Origin of the sequence: Amycolatopsis sp. 195334CR, assembly GCF_017309385.1 — a bacterium.
Lineage (GTDB): Bacteria > Actinomycetota > Actinomycetes > Mycobacteriales > Pseudonocardiaceae > Amycolatopsis.
In genome coordinates, this window is record NZ_JAFJMJ010000002.1 from 484,833 (window position 1) to 510,129 (window position 25,297).

The following is a 25,297-nucleotide window of genomic DNA, read 5'->3' on the forward strand; positions in this document are numbered from 1 at the left end:
GAGGACAGCATGAACACCGTGACCCGGCGCCGTTTTCTCACCCTGACCGGGGTGACCGCGGCCGGTGCGCTCGCCGTCGGCGCGACCAGGGTGGACTGGGACGCCCTGATGACCGCCGCCGCGGAGAACCCGCTCGACCCCGGCGCCGGCGTGCTGGTGGTGGTGACCCTCTACGGCGGCAACGACGGGCTGAACACCGTGGTGCCGGCGGCCGACCGCGCCTACCAGGACGCGCGCCCCGACCTGGCCTACGAACCCGGCGAGGTGCTCGACCTCGGCGAGGGGCTCGGGCTCAACCCGGGCATGAAGGGCCTGAAAGGCTTGTGGGACAACCGGAAGCTGGCGATCGTGCGCGGCGTCGGTTATCCGGAACCGGACCACAGCCACTTCCGGTCGATGGCGATCTGGCAGACCGCCTCGCCGGACACCTCCGTGCCCAGCGGCTGGCTCGGGCGCTGGCTGGACGCCTCCGGCGCGGACCCGCTGCGCGCGGTGTCGGTCGAGCCGGTGCTGCCGCCGTTGCTGGCGGGGGAAAGCACCGCGGCGGCATCGATGCCGGTCGGCGGGCTGGCCCTGCCCAAGGGCGCGCTGGGCGAGGCGTTCGCCGCGCTCGGAAACCCGGTTCCCGGCGAGGATCCCTGGCGTGCCAGGGCGACCAAGTCGATCGGCGACCTGCACAACGCGGTCAAGGTGCTCGGCGGTGCCGCACACGACGAGTCCGATAAGGACGATGAAGACGAGAAGCGGAACAAGGGTGCTTCGGCGGGCGGCAGTTCCGGGCTGGCCGCCCAGCTGGACCTGGTCGCCGGGCTGGTCGAGGCCGGGGTGCCGACGCGCGCGTATTCGGTGTCACTGGGCGGTTTCGACACCCACTCCGACGAGCGCGGCACGCAGGAGCGGCTGCTCACCGAACTGGACACCGCGCTCACCCCGTTCGTCCAGCGGTTGCAGGGCAGCGATCGCGGCAAGCAGGTCACCGTGCTGGTGTACTCGGAATTCGGGCGGCGCGTGCGCGCGAACGCCAGCGACGGCACCGATCACGGCACCGCCGGCCCGATGTTCCTGCTCGGCGAGAACGTGCAGGGCGGCTTCCACGGCGAACAGCCGAGCCTGACCGACCTCGACAACGACGATCTCAAGACCACCACCGACTTCCGCGACGTCTACGCCACCGTGCTCGGTGACGTGCTCGGCACTGACCCGGAGCGGGTCCTGCCCGGCCACACCACCCGGTTGGACCACCTCATTCGCGCGGCAGGGTGAGCCGGAAAGCCGCGCCGTGGCAGGTCAGCTCGCCGCCGTGGGCCCTGGCCAGGCCACGCGCGATGGTCAGGCCCAGCCCGGACCCACCGCGGTCGCGGCCCCGGCCGGTGTCCAGGCGCACCAGGCGGCCGAAGATCCGTTCCCGGTCCGCCTCGGGCACGCCGGGGCCGGAATCGGTGACCGTCAGCGAAACCCCGGCCGCTGATTGTCCACAGTGGAACTCGATGGTGCCGTCGTCGCCCGCGGCGTTCCTGGCGTTGTCCGCGAGGTTCGCCAGGATCTGGGTGATCCGGCCTTCGTCCGCGCTCACTTCGAGCTCCGGCCCGGTGACGGTGACGGTCAGGGACGGCGCCAGCAGCCGCAGCCGGTCGGCCTGGGTGTGCGCGAGTTCCCGCAGGCGCACCGGCCCGTGCTCCAGCCGCACCCCGGCGTCTATCCGCGCCAGGTCCAGCAGGTCCTCCACCAGCCTTCCGGCCCGCTGGGATTCCCGCACCAGCAACAGTTCGAGCCGTTCCCGCTGGTCGGGTGCGGCCTCGGGACCCAGCTCCAGCACGGCTTCCGCGGCCGCCCGCACCCCGGCGATCGGCGTCCGGAGTTCGTGCGCGGCGTCGGCGACGAAGGTCCGCATCCGGTCCTCGGACGCCTCCAGCGCGTCGAGCATCTCGTCGAACGCCTCGGCTGTGCGCCCCAGTTCGGTGTCCGGCCGGGACGGGGACAACCGGCCACCACGGCTGCCCGAAGCGATCGACCGGGCCAGCGCGGTCATCCGGTCCAGCGGCCGCAGCGCCACGCGCATGCCGAGCAGCAGCGCCAACCCGGTCACCACGATCGCCACCAGCCCGCCGATCACCAGCACCCGCGCCAGCGTGCGTTCGGCACCGGCGAGCAGCGAGGTGTCGGCGGTGAGCACCAGTTCGGCGCCGTCGACCCGCGGCCCGCCGTTGAGCACGGCGGTCACCCGCCTGCCCTCGGCGGGCTCGGGCGCGCCGATGGTGTCCCCGGACGGCAGGCGCAGGCTGACCACCACGCCGCGCGCGTCGATGCGGCGCACCAGGTTCGCCGGGGCCACGTTCTCCCGCGCGAGTTGCTGTGCCAGTTGCACACGGCCGGTGAGCAACGCGTTCAGGTTCCGCTCGCCCTGCGCGGTGAACACGGCCGAGACGGTGAACCCCAGCGCCACCAGCACCACCCCGACCACCAGCAACGCGGTCAGCGTGACCCGGCGGCGCAGCGAGGTGGTGCGGAGGGAGCTCATCCGTCGCCGTCGCGCAGGACGTATCCGAGGCCGCGCACGGTGTGCAGCAGGCGCGGGCCGTGGGCTTCGAGCTTGCGGCGCAACGCGCTGATGTGCACCTCGACCAGGTTCGCCGCGTAGTCGTCGTACCCCCACACGCCGGTGAGCAGCTGCGCCTTGCCGACCACGCGGTCCCGGCGGTGCGCGAGGAAGGTGAGCAGCTTCAGCTCGGTCGCGGTCAGCTCGATCGCCGTCCCGGCCCGGCGCACCACCCCGGAATCCACGTCGACCACCAGATCGCCGACCTCCACCACCGGCCGGGTCCGGCCCAGCCGCCGCAGCACCGCCGCCACCCTGGCCACCAGTTCGGCCAGCACGAACGGTTTGGTCACGTAGTCGTCGGCGCCCTCGCCGAAGCCGCGCAGGCGGTCGTCGACCGCGTCGCGCGCGGTCAGCAGCACCACGCCGGCGGTGGTGGCGCGGCGCACCACCTGGAGCAGCTCGAAACCGTCGCGGCCGGGCAGCATCACGTCCAGCACCACGAGATCGGGCCGGAAGTCGAGCAGGGTTCGTTCCAGTTGCTCGCCGTCGGGCCGGGCGAGCACGCGGTGCCCGGCGCCGGTCAGCGCCGACTCGACGGCGGCGCGGATCGCCTCCGCGTCCTCGACGAGCAGCACCCGCGCCGGTTCCATGCGCTCATTGTGCCCGTTTGCGCCGGAGAAGGGCGTAAACCCCGAGGATCACGGCGAGGCTGATCAGGCTCAGGAAGAGTTGCGCGCGGGTGGAGTTGTCGACGAACAGCATCGACGCCGCGACGCCCAGCGTGGCGATCAGGGTGAGCCAGGTCAGCCACGGGTAGCCCCACATTCGCAACTGCAGCCGGTCCGGCGCTTCGGCTTCGAGCTTGCGCCGCATCCGGAGTTGCGAGCCGCAGATGATGGCGTAGACGAACAACGCGACCGCGCCCGCCGAGTTGATGATGAAGTAGAAGATCTTGTCGGGGGAGACGTAGCTCATCACCACCGCGACGTAACCGACCGAAGTGGACACCAGGATCGCCTTCCACGGCACCCCGCGCCGGTTCGTGTCGGCGATCCACTTCGGCGCCCAGCCGTGGCGCCGCAGGGCGAAGAGCATGCGGGAAGCCGTGTACAGCCCCGAATTCAGCACCGACAGCGCGGCGGTGAGCACCACCGCGGAGACGATGGTCGAGGCGGCGGGCAGGCCGAACCGGTCGAACGCGGCGGCGAACGGGCTCGTCTGGCTCGGCACGTCCGGCCACGGCGTGATCATCACCAGCAACGCCACGGAACCGACGTAGAAGACGATGACGCGCCAGACGATCGTCGAGGTCGCCTTGCGGACCGCGGTCGCCGGTTCCCGCGACTCGGCGGCGGCGATCGTGACGATCTCCGCGCCGAAGTAGGAGAAGATCACGATCACCACCCCGTGGATCACCGAGAACGGCCCATTCGCGACAAAGCCGTCCAGGCCGATGTTGCCGACCGAGAAGCTCGCGCCCGGCCAGAAACCGAGCACGAAGAGCAGGCCCACCACCAGGAAGACGATGATGGTGGCGACCTTGACCGAAGCCAGCCAGAACTCGGTTTCGCCGAACGAGCGCGCGGACGCCAGGTTGGTGCCAGTGAGCAGGAGCATCAACAGCAGCGAGAACACCCACTGCGGCACGCCGGTGATCCACTCCTGGAGGATCTTCGCGCCCGCGACCGCCTCGAAGGCGACCACGCCGACCCAGAAGTACCAGTACAGCCAGCCGATGGTGAACCCGGCCCAGCCGCCGAGCGCCTCGCGCGCGTACTCCATGAACGAGCCGAGCGCCGGGGACGCGGTGGCCATCTCGCCGAGCATGCGCATCACCAGCACCACGAGCAGCCCGCCCAGCGCGTAGGACAGCACCGCCGCCGGGCCGACCGTGTGGATCACCGCGCCGCTGCCGATGAACAGGCTCGCGCCGATGATGCCGCCGAGCGCGATCATCCGCACGTGCCGCTGGCGCAACGCGGGCCGGAGCCCGTCGGTGTCCTGGTCGGACTTCGTCATGGCCACCTCCGGGAAACGCTCCGGCGATTGTGGCAGCCACCGGCCCCGGGCGCAGCGCTCAGCGAGACTTGCGAACTTCGTCCTTTTCGGCCCGGCGCAGGCGATCGGCGGCGGCCAGCGGCAGTGCGACCACGAAGAGCAGGCCGAGGCCGCGGGCCAGGGTCCGGTCGTCGTCCTCGCGGGGGAGCGCCGTCCGCGTGGCGCCCGCTTCCCAGGCCACGCCGTCCGGGCTGACCTCGTGCTCGGCGAGCAGCGCCACCCCGATCGGCGCGGCCACGATGGCCGCCGCGACAAGAACCTTGGTGAGCAAGGGAAGTCCGCGGTGCACGAGCAGCATTCCACCGGCTGCCAGTAGGACCGCCGCGCACGCCAGCGCGGTGGTGAGCAGCGGCGTCTCGACCATGTCGCCGACCGAGGTGCCGAGGCGGGAACCGGACAGCAGCAACGCGGCGGACAGTCCGACGGCGGGAGCGAGCACCAGGGCGAACGTACCGAGGAACACGCGGGTGTCCACCGCGGTTTCCGGGCGGCGCAAGCGAAGTCCGGCGAGCACGGGCAGGCCGAGGCCCAGCGCGAGCATCGCCACCTGGCCGAGCGCGGCCACCCAGGAGTCGGTGGTCAGCGCGTACTGGTAGGCGCGGCCGGGTTCCTGTGTCATCAGGCTGCCTGCCTGGAACACCTTGTCCAGGATGCCGCCGAGCCCGGCCAGCGGCGGGGCGAGCGCGCCGATCGCACCGAGGACCTTGGTGCCCGGCGACCCTTCGGCGCGCAGGACCAGGGTCAGCACGGTGCTGGAGGCGGCCACGATGACCAGCAGGTTGAGCGGGCCGGGCGGGAGCGCCGGGGTCAGGTAGAGCAGGCCGGTCAGCGGCAACAGGAGCAGGCCGAGTGCGGCGCGGGCGCGGGCCGGTGAGACCGGCGGAAGTCCTTCGGCGGCAACGATTTCCGCCGGATCACCGAGCCGCTCGACGGCGGTGGCGGGATCTTCACCGGACTCGATCACCGCTTCGAGGTGTTCGGCGAGTTCCTGGCGCAGCTCGCCCCGGCGGGGCTGCGGGAGCACGGCGGCGGCGCGGTCGAAGCGCTGCAGCCACTGCTCGGCGGCTTCGTGGGTCACGGCGTTCATTGGTCTCCTTCGAGAACCTCGTCCACCGCGGCGCGGAAACTGCGCCAGTGGCGGTGGAACACTTCCAGTGCGGTGCGGCCTTCCGCGGTCAGCTCGTAGTAGCGGCGGGGCGGGCCCTGGTCGGACGGTTGCCAGTGGGTTTCGAGCAGGCCCTCCTTGCGGAGGCGGGAGAGCAGCGGGTAGATCGTGCCCTCGGTGGTGCCGAGCCCCTCGGCCGCGGCGAGCACCCGGACCAGGTCGAAGCCGTATCTGGGGCCGCGTTCGAGCAGGGCCAGCACACAATGCTCGATCACCCCGCGGCGGAGCTGGGCGAGCAACTGGGCGTCGGTGGTCACGAAGGCAAGGTACCTTGTGTCGCAAGGTAGCTGTCAAGCCGGGTGCCCCGGGCACACGAGTGTGGCCCTCGGGGCGGATTTCGCCTCGAAAGCCACACTCGTGTCCACCTTCGAACCGGCCACGGGTCGCCTCGCTTGGGTGAGGAAGGTGGCTTTCCTGGCAGCTGGTGCCAGGAAAGCCACCTTCATCGCCTGGGGGCTACCTGGTGCAGGGTGAGCCACCGGGGTGGGCCGCGCTGCCGTGGACGTCGGCTTGCGCCTTGGCCAGCACGACGTGTGCGAGCGGCGTGTCCACCGCGACGGCTTCCTGGGTCACCACACCGTTCTCCACCACGGTGCTGTTCAACTTCAGCGAGCCGATCAGCAGCGGGATGGTCAACGGCGCCGAACCGACCGTCACCGCGACGCCGTTGATCTTCAGCGAAGCGATGTTCGAGCTACCCGCGAAGGACGGCTGCAGGCCACCGGGCCCGGCCACGCACGAAGCGCTCGCCTGCGCTTCGATGACACCGAGTTCGATGTTCAGCCCGAGCGCGCTGACCGTCGTCTTGTCGACCTTCGCCGTGGACAGGGCCCGGTCGCCGGCCGCGGGCGGCAGTGACTGGTCGTCCGGGGTGAGGTCGGTGCTCGCGGTCAGCGTGTTCGACTTGACGTTGAGCAGCCCCGCGTTCAGCGAGATCGACGCCACCGTCTCGCTGTCGTCGGCGCACGGCAGGTTGGCGGGATTCGCCACAGCCACGGTGATCCCGGCGACGTCGGCGGCGGTCGCGGTGCACGAGAACGTGCCGTCCCGGTCGTCGTCGATGATCGTGCCGATGCCCTGACCGTCCACAATGCCCACTCCGGTGCTCGGCGAGGACAGGTTGACCGTGAAGTTCTCCGTCACCTCGTCGATCGCGTCGGACACGATCGGCACGGTCACCTGGGCGGAGGTCTGTCCCGCCGGGACGGTGACGGTGCCGTTGCCCGCGGTGTAGTCCGCCGGTGCGGTCGCGCTGCCATTGGCCGTCGCGTAGTTCACCGTGATCGGGTCCGGGCTCGCGCCGCCCAGCAGTGAGACGGTGAAGTTCGCGTTGCCCGCCCCCTCGGACACCGTGACGTCGTCGACCGCGAGGCCGCGCACGTGCACGGTTGTGTTCTCGATGAATCCGCGCGAAACCCCGTCGACCAGGTAGTCGACCGTGCAGTGGTACGTGCCGGGCGCGGTACCGGCGGCGACGGCGATCGTCTCGGTGAAGGTCGCCGTGGAACCGCTGTCGACGGTGACGCTCGACGGCGCGTTGGTCACCGTCAACTGCGGGTCGCAGTTCGCCACCGGGCTGACGGTGGACTTGACCGCCTGGATGCCCTCGATGATCTTCTGCGCCACCTGGTCGTCGGCCGCGTTGAGCAGCACACCGCCGGTGGCGTTGACGATCTGCGTGGCCTGCCCCGCGGGCACACCGCTGTCGGCGGCGTCCAGCCCGGGCCTGCCCGGCTGGCCGTTGCCGACGTTCACCGCCACGACGCGGATCTTCGCCGCCTGCAACGCGGCGATGGTGTCCGCCAGGGTGTGGCCGTTGCTCGGGTCGTGCGACGGCGCGTCCCCGAACCAGGCGACGATCTTGGTGTCGTCCGGGCGGTAGTTCATCGCGCCGGTGGCGAGTTCGTGCAGCGCGTTGATCGCCGACTCCGGGGTGTCCCCGCCGTTGCCGATCTGCCACTCGGAGATCCCGGCCGCCACCTCCGCGGTGTCGGCGGTGATGTTCCGCTCGACCCGGAACAGGTAGGTGGAGTCCTTCGTGTCCTGGTACGAGGCGACGCCGAACTGCGCGGTCGGCTGGGCCTGGAGCACGGTGTTGGTGACCGCGCCGGCGTTGGCCTTCACGTTGCCGAGTGCGTTTTCCATGCTGCCGGTGGTGTCGGCCAGCAGCACCAGATCCGGGTTCGGCGGGATCGGCGCGGTGGTGACGTTCTTGGTGATCGTGGTGCTCTGCCCCGGCAGCAGGTTCAGCTCCACAGTGGACGGATCGACGCCGGGTGGCGCGGCCAGCGCGGCCGCGCCCGGGGTGAGCAGCGCGGCCGCCGCGGTGAGTGCGAGCAGGGTGCGTCTTCGATTCATCTTTCCCCCTCCGAAAGAAACGAACACCACGGAAGAGGCGACTGGGCCGGACCGAATACCGCTTACCCCCGAACGTAGTAACGAGCCTGCTCCATCGGCCAGGTTCAGCCGCGGTTCCGCCGCCGCAGGACGTGACAGGCGATCGCGGTGCCCGCTGCCGTGGCCACCACCAGCACCATCAGCGCCGGGTGCATGTCCTTCGACAGGCTCGGCGCGCGTTCCGGGCCGATCGCCCACAACGCCAGCGGCAGGGCGTAGGCGGCGCCGAGGGCGATCGCCCACCAGCGGAGTGGGCGTAGTCGCCGGGTGGTCAGGATGCCGATCACCGCGATCGCCACCGGGACGATGGCGATCATGGCGAACTGCCCGGCGATCATCACGGCCGCGGCCCAGGCCGCGATGACGACGGAGCGTGAGCCCCTGGTGTGCTCGATCGTGGTCATGGCGTTTCTCCTCGGGTGGCAGCGAAAAGTCAGCAGGGGCGGGCTTCGGCGGTGGTCTCGAGCTCGTCGAGCCAGGTTTCGAGGCCCATGCCGAGGAACTTGGTCGCGGTGGGCACGTCGGCCTCCACCTGCGCGCCGGTCCACGTTTCCTCGGTCTGCACCAGCACCCCGCCCGGGACCCGGCGGAAGTTCCACACGTGCACGCCGTCGTCGATGCTCAGCCCCTCGCCGATCGCCGGGCCGCTCCAGCGGAGGCACTGGTTCCGCTGCACCTGGTGCACGGTCGAGGTGATCACCAGCGTGGTCTCGGGCGTAGTGGGCGTGGCCGGGGCCGGCGTCGTCCACCGGAACCGGGAACCGCTCCGGAACGGGCCGTGGTCGAGGCGCTCGGCGCTGGTGACCGGCTTCTGCCACGACGACCACCGCTCCACGTCGGTCTGCAGCCGGTAGATGGTGCTCATCGGCGCGTCGATCAGCCGCTCGGTGCGGTAGCGGATCTTCGCGGCCGGGTCCACGCCCTGACCCCGGCAGGTCAGCTGGTGCGTGGTGCTGGTCTCGGCGGCCTGCACCGGTGCGGCGAAGCCGAGCAGGGCCAGCGGCAGGGCGAGCAGGGCGGCGCGGCGGGCGGTCTTCATGAGTTCTCCTCGCGATAGTGACAAGCTCTTGCAGTGGTTAGAAGCTATAACGCCACTGAAGTGAGTGTCAATAGCGGGAGTGATAACCTCTAACAATGGAGACCACCGGGAAGACCTCGCGCGAGCGCTACCGGGCCCAGGTGCGCGCGGAGGTCAAGGAACAGGCGTGGGAGCAGATCGCCACGGCCGGGGTGACCGCGTTGTCCCTCAACGCCATCGCGAAGAGCCTCGGCATGAGCGGGCCCGCCCTCTACCGGTACTTCGCCAGCCGCGACGAGCTGATCACCGAACTCATCCGCGACGCCTACCGCAGCCTCGCCGAGAAGCTGCGCGCCGCCTTCGACGCCGGTGCCGACGTGAGCGGACTCGCCTACCAGGTCAGGGAATGGGCCCTGGCCGACCCGCACCGGTACTTCCTCATCTACGGCACGCCCGTGCCCGGCTACCACGCGCCGGACGACACCACCGCGATCTCCAACGAGATCATGACCGTGCTGCTCGACGCGCACGCGGCGGCACAGGTCGACCCGGAGAACCCGATGGGCACCACCTTCGAGCGGCACCTCGACCAGCACCGCGACTGGACGGGCGCGCATCCCGCGTCCACTTCGGACGTGCGCCGCGCGCTGGCGTTCTGGACGCGCCTCCACGGCGTGCTCTCGCTCGAACTCGCCGGTCAGTTCGCCGGGATGGGCTTCGACCCGGCCCTGCTGTTCGACGACGAACTGGACGACTTGCTACGCGACTGACCGCAGCGCCGCTTCGAGGATGTCCACCCCCGCGTGGAGGTCCGCCGTCTCGATGGTCAGCGGCGGCGCGATCCGGAAGATACCGCCCATCCCGGGCAACTGCACGATGTTCAGGTGCAGCCCGCGCTCCAGGCAGGCCGTGGTCACCGCGCGCCCGAGTTCGTCGGCGGGTGCCTTGCTTTCCTTGTCCGCCACCAGTTCCACGCCCTGCAACAGCCCGCGCCCGCGCACGTCGCCGACCACCTCGTAGCGGTCTCGCAGGTCCAGTAGGCGATCGGTCAGCTCCTTGCCGAGCACCTGCGAGCGGTCCACCAGCGCGTCCCGCTCGATCACGTCCATCACGGTCAGCGCCACCGAAGCGGCGAACGGGTCCGAGACGTGCGTGGTGAAGAAGAGGAACCCGCGCTCGTGGCAGGTCTGCTCGATTTCCGCGGACGTCATCACCGTGGCCACCGGGAACCCGGCGCCGAGCGTCTTCGACAACGTCAGCAGGTCCGGCACCACGCCGTCGCGTTCGAAGGCGTACATGGTCCCGGTGCGCCCGAGCCCGGTCTGCGCCTCGTCGAGGATCAGCAGCATTCCCCTGGCCGCGCAGTGTTCCTTCAGGCGGGCGAGGTAGCCCTCCGGCAGTTCGATGATGCCGCCGGAGGACAGGATCGGCTCGACGATGCAGGCCGCGAGGCTGCCTGACGACTGCTGGTCGACGAGCCGGAACCCGTAGTCCAGCTCGGTTTCCCAATCGTGTGAACCGTCCGCGTGCCGGAAGGGTGAACGGTAGGCGTCGGGCGTCGGCAGGGTGAGGTTGCCCGGAACCGCCGGCCCGTACCCGCGGCGGCCCGCGGAGAAGGTGGCCGCGGCGGCACCCGAGGTCATCCCGTGCCACGAACGGTCGAAGGCGACGATCTCGTAGTTCCCGGTGTACAGCTTGGCGAGCTTGATCGCGGCTTCGTTGGACTCGGCGCCGGTGCTGAGCAACAACATCCGGCTCAACGGGGCCGGGAGCGAGTCGGCGAGCTGCTTGGCGAGGTCGACCACGGGACGGCTCAGCATGCCGGAGTAGAGGTGGCTGAGCGTGCCCAGCGCTTCGCCCGCGGCGCGGACGACGTCCGGGTGCGAATGGCCCAGCAGTGCGCTCATCTGCCCCGAGGTGAAGTCCAGGATCGCCCGGCCTTCGCTGTCGTAGACGTGCGACCCGGCGGCGCGCTCGATCACGCGCGGGGTGAACGCGCCCCCGTACCGGACGAGGTGATCGGCCGCGTGCTGCCAGAACCGCTGGTCGTCCATATGCCCTCCCGCGCTTGTTTGGCCCATTGAACTAGGCCAAACTGGCTTAGGTCAAACTTGGGCGCGGAGGTGGGGCACCGGTGGAGCGGAACCTGCAGGTCAGCCGGGACTCCGACGTGCCCATCTACCGGCAGCTCGTCACGCAGCTGTCGTTCATGATCGAGAGCGGCGAGCTGGCGGCCGGGCAGGTGCTGCCCAGCTCGCGCCTGCTGGCCGACAACCTGCACATCAACCGCAACACGGTGGCCCGCGCGTACGCCGATCTCGGCGAGCGCGGCCTGGTCGAGACCCGCGGGCGCGGCGGCACGGTGGTGACCGGGTTCGGGCAGGGCCGGGCGGGGGCGCGGGATCGGGCGCGCTCGATCCTGGCCGAGGCGACCCGGGCGTGCGTCGACCTCGGTCTCACGGCGGCCGAGATCCAGGCGCTGGTGGCGAGCCTGGCCCTCCGTGCCGAGGACGACCTGCTCAAGGTCGCCTTTGTCGAGTGCAACGCCGACCGGGCCAAGTACTTCGCCGGCGAACTCGCCGAGCACCTCGGGCTGAAGGTGAAACCGCTGGTGCTGGGGGAGTTCGAGCCCGGGCCGGCGGACCTGGTGCTGACCACCTTCTTCCACCTCGCCGAGGTGCGCGGCCTGTGGCGCCGCACCGGCACCGAGGTGGTCGCGATCGTGGCCGCGCCCCACGTCCGGACCCTGGTGCGGATCGCCGCCGTGGCCCCGGACCGGACCGTCGGCATCTGGTACTCCACCGAGGACCAGGCCGTCAGCATCCGGGACTCGCTGGCGCAGTCGGGCCTGCGGAACATCAAGGTGCTCCACGGCGTCGCCGACGAGGACATCGAGGACGTGGACCTGGTGGTCATCCCGAGCGAATCGCCGGATCTGAAGGCCCGGCTGGACGGCCGGGTGGAGGTGATCGAGTTCGGCAACGTGCTGGACGCGGCGTCCATCCGGATGGTCAGCGAGGTGGTCGATGACCTGCGGACGGCCAAGCGCGGAGGCGTGGCGGAACCACCGGCGACCTAGCGCGGACGCGCAACGGATCCGCGGGCGGCCAAGCGCGGAAGCGTGGCGAAACCTCCGGCGATCTGGAGCGGAGGCGTGGCGGAATCGCGGGCGATTTGGCGCGGGCGTGTGGCGGAACGCTCGGCGATCTGGCGCGGAGGCGTGGCGGACTCGCGGGCGATTTAGCGCGGGCGAGTGGCGAAGCTTCCGGCGACCTACCGCGACTCCTCAGCGAGTAGGCGGCGCAGCCGGTGGATCACGTCGACCTGGGCCGGGTTGTAGAGGTCGGTCAGTGCCAGGTCGATCGTCTTCGCGGCCTGCCGGACCCCCTTGGGCGTGCTGGTCCCCGGATCGACCAGGTCGGGGTACTCGCCGAGGAGGGCGCGGACCTTCGGGGCCATGGCTTCGGCCAGCGCCCGCCGGGTCTCGGCGTCGGCGTCGGCGGGTAGGTGGTCGAACTCAGCGCCCGTGCCGTAGTCCGCGGTCCGCCGCATCAGGTCGCGGTAGGCGTCCATCGCCGACGGGCCGAACACCCGCGACATGACCACGACGAACGAACGGTCGGCCTCGGTGAGCTTCGCGTCGGCGGCGACCGAGGCGATCTCCGGCGGAAGATCGGTCGGCACGGACTCGCGCAGGATCATCGCTAGTTCGAGGCGCGCCCGCTTCAACCGCTCGATGGTCGTGGCCAGTTCGCTGTCCAGCACGCGCAGGGCCTCGCCGGGGTGTTCGTCGGCGTCACCCATCTCGGCGATCTGCGTGAGCGAGAAACCGAGATCCGCCAGCCGCTTGATGCGCAGCAACCGCACCAGGTGCGCGACGCCGTAGCTCTTGTAACCGTTGGCGCGTCGTTCGGGTTCGGCCAGCAGGCCGACCTCGTGGTAGTGCCGCACCGCGCGCAGGCTCGTGCCGGCGAGTTCGGCGATCTGCCGGGTGCTCCACGCCATGTGACCGCTCCTCCAACCGGGTCCGCCGGTGCGGGCGCACCGGTGAAACCCAGTGAAGACCGTGCCGTCGCGGCATGGTCAACCGTGTTCGGCCGCCGCGGGGCTGTGAGCTGGCTCACCACGCTTCCGCCGATCGGTGGGCGGTGGATTGCCGACGGCGATCACGCGAAGCAGAATCGGCTCTTCGGGCGCTGCCGGTCCGGCACCACCCTCGACCGCAGGGGAGCGGGGCGATGGACCAGCACGCCAGCACCGCACGCCGGCTGCCGCTGTGGGGTTTCTTCCTCCTCCTGGCCGGCTACCTCGCCGTGCTGCAGGTGCTCGGCGTGCTGCTGACCCGGGGCCTGGACGTCCAGTACGCCGCGCCGACCACGATCACCGAGCTGTGGCGCGGCATCACCGTGCCGGTCGGCGTCTCGCTGCTGCTGGTCGTCGCCGCGATCACCGCGCTGCGCTGGTGGCGGCCGGTGCTGGTCGAGGACCACCCGGTGCGGAGCTGGGTCATCGTGGTGCCGGTCGTCCAGTTCGCCGCCATCGCGGCGGCCACCAACTACGGCGGGCTCGCCGAGCGCGGCCTCGGCTTCACGCTCCTGCTGTTGTGCAGCACGCTGTTCGTCGGCTTCGGCGAGGAGCTCATGTTCCGCGGCATCGGCGTCACCGTCTTCCGCCACAACGGGTTCAGCGAAGGCAGGGTCGCGCTGTGGTCCACGGTGACCTTCGGCCTCGCGCACGCCACCAACCTGATCAACACCGGTTTCGGCGCACTGGCGCAGGTGCTGCTCGCCGCGGTGTCCGGCTACTTCTTCTACCTGGTCCGCCGTCGCAGCGGCGGCATCCTGCTGCCCGCGGTTGTGCACGGGCTCTGGGACTTCTCGCTGATCTCCGGCGCGGTCGTGCCGGGCGAGTCGTACTTCGGCGTGGTGGCCAGCCTGCTCGCGATCATCGGGCTCGCCGTGGTGCTGGTGGTGCGCCGCCACCGGATCCACGACGACCGACGGGCCCGCACCGCCGCGGGCCCGTCGGACGACTGACGCGTTACTGCGGGTACTTCGTCACGTACGAGACCTGGTTCGGCTCGTTCGCGGTGGCCCCGGTGGTGTTGATGACGTTGGTGATCGTGCCGACGCCGCCGAGCGAGACCGCGACCAGGCCCTGGAAGCGGACCCCCGGTTTGTCCGGCACCTCGAAACCGCGGCTGGCCACCACCGCCGGGTTGACGTTGAAGAAGCTGTAGCTCCCCACGCCGTAGGCCTCGTGGGTGTTCACCTGGTCGCCGACCTTGTACGCAGCCCAGCCCTGCGTGCCGCCACCCGGGCTGCCCCAGGTCTGGTTGTCCGGCGGGTCGTAGGGCAGTTCGTTCTGGTAGAAGAAGGTCTTCCCGTTCTCGCCGTTCCAGATGGTCTGGTACTGCTGGTAGTGCTCGACGAACAGGCCGTACATGGTGACGTTGTCGCCTTCGACGATCAGCCCGTTGCGCGCGGTGTTGACGTCCCAGCCGATGCCGTCGCCGTGATCCCCGCGCCACAGCCACATGTGGTCGCCGATCACGTCGTTCGAGTGCACCTGCAGGCTGGTGGTCGCCTTGCCGACGCCGGGGCCGCCGATGCGGAAGAACACGTCGTGCAGCGAGGTCGGGTTCTCCGCGTGGCTCGCCGAGGCGCCTTCCTGCCCGACCTCCATCAGCGAGGGCACGTTGACCGGACCGGCGTCGAACATCATGCCCGCCACCTTCACCCCGTCCACGTCGGCGACGGTCATCGCCGTCTTGCCGGTGTCCGGGGTCAGCGTGGCCAGGCCGAGGCCGAGCACCACGGTGTTCGGCTTGGTCACCCGGATCGTGTCGTCGAGGTGGTGCACGCCGGGGGTGAACAGCAGGTGCTTGCCCTGCTCCAGCGCGGCGTTGACGGTGGCCACCGAGGTGTCCGGCTTGACCACGAGGAACTCGCTGAGCGAGATCGACTCACCCGGCGCGTTCCCGCCGCCCCAGCTGGTGCCCTTGGTGTCGTTGCGCAGGGAGGGCACAAAAACGTTGTAGCTGCCCGAATCGTCGACGTGGAGGAAGGGCTTCTCGCGGATCTTCGGCGTCGTGTCGAGCACCGTGTGCGAGGGGTTGGGGAAGTTCTGCGGCGGGGTGCCGGTCGAACCCTGGAACACCATGTTCCACACCGAGCCGCCCCAGCCGCCGCCGAGTTCGCTGTTGCGGGTGTAGAACTGCTGCTGCGAACCGGATTCGGTGAAACCGTCTATTTTGGAGTCGGCGATCAGGCCGCCGGAGGCCCAGCCGTCGTAGCCGTTCCACAGCTGGACCTGGCCGCGCAGGTGCATGCGGCGGTAGGGCGCCGCCTGCGAGACCGCCCAGCGCTCGATCTGGCCCTGCGGAATGGTCACCGACAGGTTTTCCGCCGCCCGCCAGAAGTTCTGCGTGGCGTTGCCGAGGTTGTTCGGGTCGTCGCCCTGCTGGAGCCAGTCGGCCTCGACGCGCACGTGGCCGTTGAGGTTGACGTCGTCCGGGTGCCGGCCGAGGCCGGCCACCTGGGTGAAGAACCGCAGGTTCACGTCGGCGTCGTACTGGCCGGGCTTGAACAGCACGGCGTAGCGCTCGGGCCCGAACTGGTTGGTCTTCTGCCCGGCGGCGATGGTGTCGACGCGGCTCTGGATCTCCGCCGGCGGGGTCGACGGGTCGAAGACGAAGGTGTTCGGGCCGAGGTCCGGGTTCATCGGGTCGGTCACCGGCACGGCGATCTCGGCGCCCTGGGCGCTCAGCACGTTCACCGTGCCCAGCGCGGTCGCGGCGGCGAGCGCGAGCACGAGCCAGCGACGGCGTGGGGGACTGGGGTTTCTCATGGTCCTGCCTGACGGGTGGGGGACGTCGGAGGGAGCGCTCGCGTAACCGGTACCTGGTGAGTTCTTAACAACCGGCTCACCGGGGCGTCAACCCGCTGTAACGAGCGATGACCGCTGGGTAACCCCGTTCAAGGCGCTCTGACCTGCGGAAATGCCGTCGGCGAATTTGTTGCGCCTGACCACAAATTACCGACGACGGTAGGTGGTCAGGCCTGCTGCCCGACTTTGGCGGCGGGCCGGAAGGGCGCGGCCAGCGTCGGCAGGAGGTGGTGCCGGTTGCGCCAGGCCGCGGCGAGCGCGAGGGCCGCGTAGATTCCACAAAGGACGTAACGCGCGGTCTGCCCGGGCAGGGCGAACTGCACGGCGAACAGGCTCAGCAGGGTCCACGCCAGCCAGCGGGGGAAGCGCAGGGCGAGCAGCGCGGTCACGCCGAGCAGGGTTTGGGTGGCGGTCAGCAGGAACTCCTCCACCTGCCGCGCCTCCAGGGCGAGCGCGGTGCCCCCGCCGCCGAACAGGTAGGCCACCGGCAGGCTGCCGACCAGCAGCGTCCACTGGTTGACCTTGGCCGAGACCAGCATGCCGAGCGCGGCGGCGCCGTTGCCGCGGACCGCGAACAGGATCGCCACGATGAACTCCGGCGCCTCGGAGGCCAGCGGCGCCAGCCACTGCACCAGCAGGAACTGGTCGACGCCGAGCTGCGCGCCGGTGGCGATCAGGTTGTGCGCGAACGGTTCCGCGCACAGGAGGATGGCCACCGCGGCCGAGGCGAACAGCGCGATGACGGTGAGCCGCCGGGTGCGTGCCGGCAGGGCGCCGATGGTGGCGGCCGGGCCGACGAGGTGCGGTTCGCCGACTTCGGCGCGCGACACCTTCCACAGGTAGAAGGCGAAGAACCCGAGCAGCGCGAAGCCGAGCGGCAGCGAGATCTGCCCGGAAACCGGGACCACGAAGGCGACCAGCGATGCGATCGCGAGAAAGCCGAGTTCCACGCGGTATTCGGAGTCCAGGGTCAGTTCGCGCACGGTCCGGCCGGTGCGGCGCCGGGCCACCGCGAGGGCCAGCAGCACGACCACCGACCAGCCCAGGCCGAGCAGCAGCCGGTTCGAACCGGTCATGTTGGCCGCCGCGTAGGCGACGTACTCGGGGTTCGACCCCGCGGTGTAGGCGAAGTAGAGGTCCACGGCGTACTCGGGCAGCACGGCGATCACGGCCAGGATCGCGATGGCCAGCCCGCCGGAGATGTCGACCTGCGCGGCCTCGGCCGCCCAGGCCAGCACGAACGACGCGGCCACCACCGCGGCGCCGAAGACCAGCAGCCCCGCCACCGGCGCCGGGGTCAACCCGGTCAGCCGGACGACCAGGGCGGGCAGCACCAGCGCGGTGCACAACAGCAAGGGGCGCCACAACTTCGCGACCACGGACAGTCCTTTCCGGCCTCGGCCGGTCCGGGGACCTCGGCCAGGCGCGACGGCTGGCCGAAGGTCTCGCCCACCCGCGGTGTCGCGGGCCCTGTCGCCGGAGGACCACCGGGTCCTCAGCGTGTCGACGAACAGGTCGTGGGCTACTCCCCTTCGGAACGGGGACCAGCCTGCGCGACGTTTCGTTGTTTTCGCAACAGTCGAAGCTTTTGCGGCCGGGCGCGCGGTGCGTTGACGCGTGGGGGAAACTGGACTTCGCCATGCCGAAACCACAGCCGGGGACCACCGAAGAACCCGCGCCCGCCAGGGCCGACGGGGAGCCGACGACGGCCCAGCTGCGGGGTGGGGCGGCGACGTTCGCGTTGCTGGGCAGCCCGGTCCGGCTGCACCTGGTGTGGCTCATCACACACGGTTCGTACGACGTCGGGACGCTGGCGCGGCACGCCGGGATCAGCATCGCGACGGCCTCGCAGCACCTGGCCAAACTCCGGCTGGCGGGCGTGATCACCGTCCAGCGCGAGGGACGGCGCCACCTCTACACCGCCGACGACCCGCACGTCGTGGCCCTGGTCGAGCAGATCTTCGACCACATCGCCCCGGACGGCACGGTGGCCCCGGACCGGTGAACCCCGGGTAGGTGTCACGAATGTGGCTTTCGAGACGCCTGACGTCTCGAAAGCCACATTCGTGACATCGGGGGTTACTGGTTGAACACGAAGGTGGAGCCTGGTTCCCGGACCACGTCGCCGGTCTTCGAGTTGGTGATCGTCACGCCGGACAGGGTGGCGCTGCCCCTGGCACCGCCGTGCGCGAGGATGCCCGCGCCGTTGTTGGACTTGTCGATCCGGACGTTGGTGATCGTCGCGCCGGGGATCGAGCCGCCGCCTGCTTTGAACTGGATGCCGTCGTAGGTCGAGTCGTGCACCTCCGTGTCCCGGATGACCACGCCGGGGATGTCCGGGCCCTGGGCGAACAGGGTGATGGCGCCGAACTTCTGCGCCTCGCCCCAGAACACCCCGCCGCAGCGGTAGAGCGCGTTGTTCGCCAGCACGGTCTGCCCGGAGAACGGCAGCGGGTCGTGGTCGGTCGCCAGCATGATGCCCGGGTAGTTCGCGGTGTCGTAGATCAGGTTGTTCTCCGCCTTGTTCCCGTAACCGCCGTAGATGGCGATTCCGTTGGCACGCCACGGCAACTGAATCGTATTGTTCACGAAGTGGTTGTCGTGCGCGATGTCGACCGCCTGGTTCTTCACGTACTTGTTGGCCCACACCGCGAGCGCGTCGTCGCCGGTGGTGCGGAACGAGGAGTTGAACACGCGGGAGTTCCGCGTCCCGTTGGTGAAGTTGATGCCGTCGGCGTAGGTGTCGCGGATGCGCATGCCGCTGAACTCGAGTCCGTCGGCCGGGCCCCACAGCTCGGGGATGTTGTCGTAGTCGCGGCCCACCCAGACCCCGACGTTGGCGTGCTCGATCCACACGTTGGTGATCTTCGTGCCCTGGCCGAACCGGCCGTTGAGGCCGACCCCGCCCTCGGCACCGTCCGGCCCGCCGCGGATCCGGCCGGAGCCGAAGATGGCGAGGTCCGAGATCTGCGTGTTGCCGTCGATGTCGAAGCCGAAGTTGCCCTCGTGCGGGTGGTTGATGCTGCCGACGGCCTTATGCGGTTCGGTCAGCGTGTACAGCCGCGAATGCCACATCCCGGCACCGCGGATCTTCACGTTGCTGATCCCCACCTGGTTGTACTGCCCGCGGTCGAGCGGGTCGTCGGTGAGGATCTTCTTCTCCTGCCGCCACTGCCCGGCCGGGATCCACACGCAGCCGATCGCCCCGTTCTGGTCGGCGGTCACCGCCGCCTGGATGGCCGCGGTGTCGTCGTTCCCGTCGTCGGGCACGGCACCGTACTCGGTGATCGAGGTGCACTCCGCCGGCTTGCTGCTCGGCGGTGCGACCTGCTCCAGATCGATCAGGTCGATGATGTAGAACGCCGCGGTGTCACCGGAATCGCGTTGCAGCCGGAACTTCGTGCCCGCCGGGAAGGTCGACGGCAGCAGCGCGTTCGCCTCGTCGAACAGCCTGCGCGCGTCGGCCTGCGGGGTGTTCGTCAGCGCCTCGGGCCCGTCGGTGTTGCCGTAGAGCCAGCTGTGCTTCGACGACAGGTTCAGCTTCTGCACGAACTCGCCGTCGGCGTAGAGGCTGAGCGTGGCGTCGATGCCCCCGCCGCCAGGCGCGTCCGGGATCGAGTTGCGCACCACGATCGAGTTCGTCGAGCTGACCGAGGTGAACTCGACGAACTGGCCCTGGTTGTCCAGCCGGACCGACTTGCGGCCGGACGACTCGGTGGCGAAGTTGGTGTGCCCGAACGTCCTCAGTGGATCCGCTTCGAGCAGGGTTCCCTGGTAGGTACCGGCTTCGGCCTCGTACTCGACATAGGGCACGGCGGCGCCGCGGCCGACCACGATGGTCTGGCCGAAGCTGTTGTTGCCCTCGTTCGTCTCGGCCACCAGCTCGGTCGCGTCGGCGGTCGCGGTCACCGTGGCACCGCCACCGGTCGCGGTCCACGAACCGCTGGTGGTCACGTTCACCGTGGCACCGGCCGGAATCTGCGGCGTCTGGGTGTCCAAAGTGGTCGAACCGGCGCTGACCCTGGTGACCGTGCCCGCGGCGACGGCGGTGGTCCCGCGGTTGCGCACCGCCGCGGTGAACTTGACCGGGGTGCCCTCGGCCGGGTTCGACGGGTTGGCGGTGAGGCCGAGCACCTGCAGGTCCGGCCCGGGCGCCTGGGTGACGACCAGCGGTGACGCGGCGGTGAAGGTGTTGTTGCCCTCGTTCTGCTCGGCGACGGTGCCGGCCGGGTCGGCCACCGCGGCGGCCGCGTAGCTGCCCATCGGCCGCTTGCCCGCGTCCAGGGTCACCACGGCCGAGGCGCCGGGGGCGAGCGCGCCCACCGGGGCACTGCCCGCGACCGCGCCACCGAGGGTGAAGTCGACCGTGGTCGCGCCCGCGGGCGCTGATCCGGTGTTGCGCACGGTCGCCGCCAGGGTGACCGAGTCGCTCTCGGACGGACTGGCCGGAGCCCAGGTCAGCGCGCTCACGACCAGATCGGGATTGGGCGCGGGCGTGCCGAAGACCTGGAGTTCACCGATCTGCCCGCCGGGTGCGCCGGTGTTGCCGAAGAACGCCAGCCGCAGGTCGGCGGCCCGGCCGGTGACCGGGATGGTCACCGAGTTCTGCCCGGAGTGCGGGCTGAACTGGTAGTCGGCGCGGGGCCGCAGGGTGGTGAAGCCGGTGCCGGCCTGGTCGCGGCCGAGCACCTCGATGCTCTGCGTTCTCGGCCCCCAGATCGGATCCGGGTTGAGCTTGACCACTACGGACGACAGGTCGGCGTTGGCGCCGAGCTTCGTGGTCAGCGTCGCGGGGAAGCCGGCGGACTCCCAGTAGCTGCCGATGTTGCCGTCCGTGGCGTTCGGGCCGACGAACGAGAACACCGAGGACGAGGCCTCGACCGGTTTCCCGGCGGCGAGATCGATGTCCGCGGCGTGCGCGGGGGCGGGTAGGAGGGTGCCGAGCAGGCAGGCGGCGAGCAGGCCGCCGAGGCGTTTCCGGTGCATGGGGACCTCGGTTTCGATGGGTGATCCCGGCAAATTTCGTGATCTTGTCGAGTTCTTGCGAGGTAGCGAGTAAATATTTCAGCACGATGACGCGTTAGTCAACGGCGGATTACCCCGGCGTGCTCAGCTGGAGAAGCGAGCGGCCTCGATGTCGATCAGGTTCTGGGCCCGGTCCAGGGTGTGCGAGCCGTAGGTGCCCCCGGCCCGCGCGTCGAGCAGGGCGTTCTGCATCGCGTCGATGAGCAGGCGCTGCAGTTCCCGGCGCTGCTGGAGCGGGCTGTCCGGGTCGCGCTCGCCGAGCATCTTGTCGATCACCTCGGCGGTGGCGAGGCTGCGCTTGCGCGTCTTGTCCAGTAGCGCCGCGTCGAAGGGCTTGCCGTTTTCGCGGGTCAGCGCCGGGTTGTCGACCAGCGCCTGGGCGGCGGTGTGGATCTCGGTCGCCAGCCGGGCCAGTTCGCGGCGTTCGTGCTCGGCGTCGGTGCCCTGGATGCCGAGCAGTTTGATCAACGCGGGCAACGTGCCGCCCTGCAGGATCAGCGTCACGATCGCCACGGTGAACGCGATCAGCACCAGTTCGGCCCGGTGCGGCACGTCGGTGGGCAGCGACTGCGCGGCGGCCACCGTGACCACCCCGCGCATCCCGGACCAGGCGAGCACCCCGCCGCCGCGCCAGCCGAGCCCTTCGCTGGCGAAGAAGGCGGCGTCGGCGTGACGTCGTTGCAGGGCGCGCGTCGCCTTCGCGTACCGGCGCTCGTGATCGGGATGCGGACCGCGGGCGGTGAGCCGGTCCAGCAGTGACTCGATCCGGTCGGTCATCGCGCCCGCGCCGCGCTGCTGCCGCCGCAGGGCCGCGATGAGCGGGATGACGAAGACCACGCGCAGCAGGATCAACGCGGCCGTGGCGAGCAGGCCGAGGCTGATCGCGGTCCACACACCCTGTCCCGCGGCGTGGACGTCGGCGATCACGGCGGTGATCTCGAAGCCCATCAGCAGGAAGACGCCGTTTTCCAGCAGCAGCTGGATGGTCCGCCAGTTGGTGCGCTCGGAGATCCGGTCGTGCGCGGTGAACCGCTTGGCGCTCTGGTGCCCGGTGATCAGCCCGGCCGTGACCACGCCGATCACGCCCGACGCGTGCAGTTCCTCGGCGGGGAGGAAGGCCAGGAACGGGACCACGAGGGAGATCGCGGTGGTGAGCACGGGCTGGTTCCGGATCCGGGACCGCGCCCACACCGACACCACGCCGACGACCGCGCCGGCCGCGACGCCGACGAACACCGCGTAGGCGAAGTCGCCGAGCGCGCTCCAGAAGGAGACCGTGCCCGCGATCGCGGCGACGGCCGTGCGGAGCAGCACCAGCGCGGTGGCGTCGTTGACCAGCCCCTCGCCCTCGAGAATGGTGACCAGCCGGGGCGGCAGCCCGAGCCGCTTGCCGATCGAGGTCGCGGCGACCGCGTCCGGCGGGCTGATCACCGCGCCGAGCGCCACCGCGGCGGCCAGGTCGAGATCGGGGATCAGCCACCAGATCAGCAGGCCGGTGCCGAACGCGGAGACCACCACCAGCAACACCGACAGCGCGCCGATGGTGCCGAGGTCGCGGCGGAAGTCCACCACCGGCACGTTGACCGCCGCCGCGTAGAGGATCGGCGGCAGCACCACGACCAGGATCCAGTCCGGTTCGACGAAGAGTTCCGGCGCACCGGGGAGCTGGCTGCACGCCATGCCGACGATCACCAGCAGCACCGGCGCCGCGACCTTCAGCTTCGGCGCGGTGTACGACACCACCACGATGATCAGCACCGCCACCACGGCGAGCAACGCCAGCTCCTGCATACCGGGCAGTGTGCGGCACCCGGCGCGGATCGGGCTGCTTCTACTCGATGGTGGGCGCTGTTACGATCACCGCCGTTGTTCCCGCGACGCGAGAGGGGAGGCGGTACCCGTGGACCTGCGACCTGTCCTGCGTTTCCGCGCTTCCCGGGGGCCGATCGCCGCCTGAGCGGAAACGACGCTTCGTTTCCGAAGGTGGGAATCCCTTGCCCCGGCGTTTCGCCACATCGCTCGATCGTTCGTTCTGGAAGTTGTTCGCCGCTTCGGCCACGGCCACCTGCGCCGACGGCATCGTCAAGGTCTCGCTGCCCCTGCTCGCCGCTTCGCTGACCAGTGATCCGGTGCTCATCTCCGGGCTCACCGCGTTCGCGTTCCTGCCGTGGCTGCTGTTCGGCCTGCCCGGCGGCGCGCTGGTGGACCGGGTGGACCGGCGGCGGGCCATGGCGGTGGTCAACGCCGTCCGGGCCGCGCTGCTCGGCGTGCTCGTGGTGCTGCTCGCCACCGGGGCGGGCAGCGTCCTCGTGCTCTACGCCGCCGCGTTCGCGCTCGGCGTCTGCCAGGTGGTCTACGACTCCGCCGATCGCGCGATCCTGCCCCAGGTGGTCGGCCGTGCCGGGCTGGACGAGGCCAACAGCTGGCTGACCGTCGAGGAGACCGTCGGGAAGGACTTCGTCGGACCGCCGGTGGGCGCGGCGTTGTTCGGCTGGTTCCGCGCGGCCCCGTTCCTCGCCCCGGTGCTCGGTTTTGTCGTGGCCGCCGTGCTGGTGCTGGCCATTCCCGGGCGGTTCCGGGCCGAACGCGCCGAGCCGACGACCCTGCGCGCGGACGTCCGCGAGGGCCTGCGCTGGCTGTGGCGCCACCCGGTGCTGCGCCCCCTGACCATCTACAGTGGACTGATCGCCGCGCTGATGTCGATGGGCACCTCGCTCACCGTGTTGTACGCGCTGGACTCCCTGGCGCTGAGCCCGTCGTTGTACGGCTTGTTGTTCGTCGCCATGGGGATCGGCGGGCTGGCCGGATCCGCGGTGGTGGGGCCGCTGACCCGGCGCCTCGGCCGGCCGAAGGCGATCACGCTCGCGGTGTCGATCGCGCCGGTGATGTCGGTGCTGCTCGGTACGGTCACGGACCGCTGGGCGGCGGGAGCGTGGTTCTTCGGCGTCGCGCTCGGCGTGACGATGTGGAACGTGCTGTCGATGTCGTTGCGGCAGGCCATGATCCCCGCCGAACTGCTCGGCAGGGTGCTCGGTGCGTACCGCGTGGCGTTGTGGGGCGGCATCCCGCTGGGCGCGGTGCTCGGTGGTGCGCTGGCCGGGGCGACCGGCGTGCCCGCCGTGTTCGCGGTTTCGGGCCTAGCCCAGTTTGTCCTCGTGGTGCTGATCCACCGGCTGGTCCACCGGCACCGGCGGCTGATCGAAGATTCCTACGCCTGACGACTCAGCGCGGTTTCGCTGGCCATGCGCGACAGCTTCTCCGGGTTGCGGACGGCGTAAAGCCCGGTGATGCGGCCGTTTTCCAGGTGCACGGCGATGACCGTGTCGAGTTCCTGTCTCAAGTGGACGGTCAGCGCGGGGTGGCCGTTCACCTGGGCCGGGCGCAGCGACGCGGTCCCGGTCAGCCTGCCCAGGACCTCGGCCACCCGGCCGGCCCCGGTGATCGGCACCAGCGCGGCCTGCGCGACGCCGCCCCCGTCGGTCAGGAGCACGACCTCGGGGGCGAGCACGTCGAGCAGGCGCTGGAGGTCACCGGTTTCCACCGCGCGCTGGAAGGCCGCGAGCGCGTCCCGGCTTTCGGCGGGGGAGACCACGCCGTGCGGCCGCCTCGCGGCGACGTGCGCCCGGGCCCGGTGCGCGATCTGGCGCACCGCGGCCTGGTTCTTGCCGACGGCGTCGGCGATTTCGCCGTACGGCAGGTCGAACACCTCGCGCAGCACGAAGACCGCGCGCTCGGTCGGTGCCAGCGTTTCGAGCACCAGCAGCATCGCCATCGAGACGCTGTCGGCGAGTTCGACGTCCTCGGCCACGTCCGGCGCGGTGAGCAGGGGCTCGGGCAGCCACGGCCCGACGTAGGACTCCTTGCGCCTGCCGAGCGTGCGCAACCGGAGCAACGCCTGGCGGGTGGCGATCCGGACCAGGTAGGCACGCTGGTTCCGCACGTGGTCGAGATCGACTTCGGCCCAGCGCAGCCAGGTTTCCTGGAGCACGTCCTCGGCGTCCGCCGCCGAGCCGAGCAGCTCGTAGGCGACGGTGAAGAGCAGGTTGCGATGGGCGAGGAAAACCTCGGTGGCGGACATGGCAGCTCCTCTGCTCCGGCGAGTACCGCCCACCAGACACCGGCCGCCGCGTCGCTGTGACACCGGGACCGCTGTGGCATGGGTCACCCGACGTGCTGTCACAGGCCGGGGCGGTCGCGGCATCTGGTG

Annotated in this window: 21 protein-coding genes; 6 read left to right on the forward strand and 15 right to left on the reverse strand. The window is 70.5% G+C overall.

The features are described from left to right. The first annotated feature begins 9 nt into the window (after window positions 1-9). Complete coding sequence (locus JYK18_RS25060; RefSeq protein WP_206805545.1) at window positions 10-1,263, forward strand: DUF1501 domain-containing protein; 1,254 nt, start codon at window positions 10-12, stop codon at window positions 1,261-1,263. On the opposite strand, the gene JYK18_RS25065 is transcribed toward JYK18_RS25060, so the two are convergent. The 8 genes from JYK18_RS25065 to JYK18_RS25100 all read right to left on the reverse strand — a co-directional run bounded on the left by JYK18_RS25065 (window position 1,244) and on the right by JYK18_RS25100 (window position 9,198). Continuing rightward, window positions 1,244-2,518, reverse strand: a complete 1,275-nt coding sequence (locus tag JYK18_RS25065) for a HAMP domain-containing sensor histidine kinase (protein WP_206805548.1) — start codon at window positions 2,516-2,518, stop codon at window positions 1,244-1,246. The genes JYK18_RS25060 and JYK18_RS25065 overlap by 20 nt on opposite strands. Beyond that, a complete protein-coding gene (locus JYK18_RS25070) occupies window positions 2,515-3,189 on the reverse strand; it encodes a response regulator transcription factor (protein ID WP_206805549.1) in 675 nt (224 codons plus the stop codon). The genes JYK18_RS25065 and JYK18_RS25070 overlap by 4 nt, the downstream gene beginning before the upstream one ends. 4 nt (window positions 3,190-3,193) lie before the next feature. Further along, window positions 3,194-4,558 carry an amino acid permease gene (locus JYK18_RS25075; RefSeq protein WP_206805551.1) on the reverse strand — a complete coding sequence of 455 codons (1,365 nt, stop codon included), beginning with the start codon at window positions 4,556-4,558 and terminating at the stop codon, window positions 3,194-3,196. 58 nt (window positions 4,559-4,616) lie between these two features. Beyond that, a complete protein-coding gene (locus JYK18_RS25080; protein WP_206805558.1) occupies window positions 4,617-5,684 on the reverse strand; it encodes a hypothetical protein in 1,068 nt (355 codons plus the stop codon). Next, window positions 5,681-6,019, reverse strand: coding sequence for a PadR family transcriptional regulator (locus JYK18_RS25085; protein ID WP_206805560.1), 339 nt, complete (start codon window positions 6,017-6,019; stop codon window positions 5,681-5,683). The genes JYK18_RS25080 and JYK18_RS25085 overlap by 4 nt, the downstream gene beginning before the upstream one ends. 199 nt (window positions 6,020-6,218) lie before the next feature. After that, window positions 6,219-8,120, reverse strand: a complete 1,902-nt coding sequence (locus JYK18_RS25090; RefSeq protein ID WP_206805570.1) for a Calx-beta domain-containing protein — start codon at window positions 8,118-8,120, stop codon at window positions 6,219-6,221. A gap of 104 nt (window positions 8,121-8,224) precedes the next feature. Further along, entirely contained in the window at window positions 8,225-8,563 is a 339-nt protein-coding gene (locus tag JYK18_RS25095) for a hypothetical protein (RefSeq protein WP_206805572.1), read from the reverse strand. 29 nt (window positions 8,564-8,592) lie between these two features. After that, window positions 8,593-9,198, reverse strand: coding sequence for an SRPBCC family protein (locus tag JYK18_RS25100; RefSeq protein ID WP_206805580.1), 606 nt, complete (start codon window positions 9,196-9,198; stop codon window positions 8,593-8,595). A 95-nt stretch (window positions 9,199-9,293) separates the two neighbouring features. Between JYK18_RS25100 and JYK18_RS25105 the strand changes: the two genes are divergently transcribed. Next, window positions 9,294-9,947 carry a TetR/AcrR family transcriptional regulator gene (locus JYK18_RS25105; protein ID WP_206805582.1) on the forward strand — a complete coding sequence of 218 codons (654 nt, stop codon included), beginning with the start codon at window positions 9,294-9,296 and terminating at the stop codon, window positions 9,945-9,947. Here JYK18_RS25105 and JYK18_RS25110 read toward each other — a convergent pair. Then, entirely contained in the window at window positions 9,936-11,231 is a 1,296-nt protein-coding gene (locus JYK18_RS25110) for an aspartate aminotransferase family protein (protein WP_206805584.1), read from the reverse strand. The two genes, JYK18_RS25105 and JYK18_RS25110, sit on opposite strands and share 12 nt — an antisense overlap. A gap of 80 nt (window positions 11,232-11,311) precedes the next feature. Between JYK18_RS25110 and JYK18_RS25115 the strand changes: the two genes are divergently transcribed. Next, complete coding sequence (locus tag JYK18_RS25115; protein WP_307796046.1) at window positions 11,312-12,256, forward strand: GntR family transcriptional regulator; 945 nt, start codon at window positions 11,312-11,314, stop codon at window positions 12,254-12,256. A 194-nt stretch (window positions 12,257-12,450) separates the two neighbouring features. Here JYK18_RS25115 and JYK18_RS25120 read toward each other — a convergent pair whose 3' ends face one another. Next, window positions 12,451-13,182: a MerR family transcriptional regulator gene (locus tag JYK18_RS25120; RefSeq protein WP_206805586.1), complete on the reverse strand. Its 732-nt coding sequence runs from the start codon at window positions 13,180-13,182 to the stop codon at window positions 12,451-12,453. Between the two features lie 233 nt (window positions 13,183-13,415). Between JYK18_RS25120 and JYK18_RS25125 the strand changes: the two genes are divergently transcribed. Further along, the gene (locus tag JYK18_RS25125; RefSeq protein ID WP_206805588.1) at window positions 13,416-14,213 is read left to right on the forward strand and encodes a CPBP family intramembrane glutamic endopeptidase; all 798 of its coding nucleotides are present in this window, start codon (window positions 13,416-13,418) and stop codon (window positions 14,211-14,213) included. Between the two features lie 4 nt (window positions 14,214-14,217). On the opposite strand, the gene JYK18_RS25130 is transcribed toward JYK18_RS25125, so the two are convergent. Together JYK18_RS25130 and JYK18_RS25135 are read right to left on the reverse strand one after the other, a co-directional pair. After that, entirely contained in the window at window positions 14,218-16,026 is a 1,809-nt protein-coding gene (locus JYK18_RS25130; protein ID WP_242582055.1) for a sialidase, read from the reverse strand. 206 nt (window positions 16,027-16,232) lie between these two features. Further along, the gene (locus JYK18_RS25135; protein ID WP_307796047.1) at window positions 16,233-17,444 is read right to left on the reverse strand and encodes a sodium:proton exchanger; all 1,212 of its coding nucleotides are present in this window, start codon (window positions 17,442-17,444) and stop codon (window positions 16,233-16,235) included. 260 nt (window positions 17,445-17,704) lie between these two features. Here JYK18_RS25135 and JYK18_RS25140 point away from each other — a divergent pair, with 260 nt between their 5' ends. Further along, window positions 17,705-18,070, forward strand: coding sequence for a helix-turn-helix transcriptional regulator (locus JYK18_RS25140; RefSeq protein WP_206805590.1), 366 nt, complete (start codon window positions 17,705-17,707; stop codon window positions 18,068-18,070). Window positions 18,071-18,144: 74 nt separating this feature from the next. Here the strand turns inward: JYK18_RS25140 and JYK18_RS25145 are convergent, their stop codons facing one another. Both JYK18_RS25145 and JYK18_RS25150 read right to left on the reverse strand, forming a co-directional pair. Then, the gene (locus JYK18_RS25145; RefSeq protein WP_206805591.1) at window positions 18,145-21,051 is read right to left on the reverse strand and encodes a CARDB domain-containing protein; all 2,907 of its coding nucleotides are present in this window, start codon (window positions 21,049-21,051) and stop codon (window positions 18,145-18,147) included. Between the two features lie 123 nt (window positions 21,052-21,174). Next, window positions 21,175-22,881 (reverse strand): sodium:proton antiporter, encoded by a 1,707-nt coding sequence (locus tag JYK18_RS25150; RefSeq protein WP_206805592.1) that lies wholly within the window; start codon window positions 22,879-22,881, stop codon window positions 21,175-21,177. 203 nt (window positions 22,882-23,084) lie between these two features. Between JYK18_RS25150 and JYK18_RS25155 the strand changes: the two genes are divergently transcribed. Continuing rightward, window positions 23,085-24,308 (forward strand): MFS transporter, encoded by a 1,224-nt coding sequence (locus tag JYK18_RS25155; RefSeq protein ID WP_206805593.1) that lies wholly within the window; start codon window positions 23,085-23,087, stop codon window positions 24,306-24,308. Here JYK18_RS25155 and JYK18_RS25160 read toward each other — a convergent pair. Continuing rightward, window positions 24,299-25,168 (reverse strand): RNA polymerase sigma-70 factor, encoded by an 870-nt coding sequence (locus JYK18_RS25160; protein WP_206805594.1) that lies wholly within the window; start codon window positions 25,166-25,168, stop codon window positions 24,299-24,301. The genes JYK18_RS25155 and JYK18_RS25160 overlap by 10 nt on opposite strands. Between the last annotated feature and the right edge of the window lie 129 nt (window positions 25,169-25,297).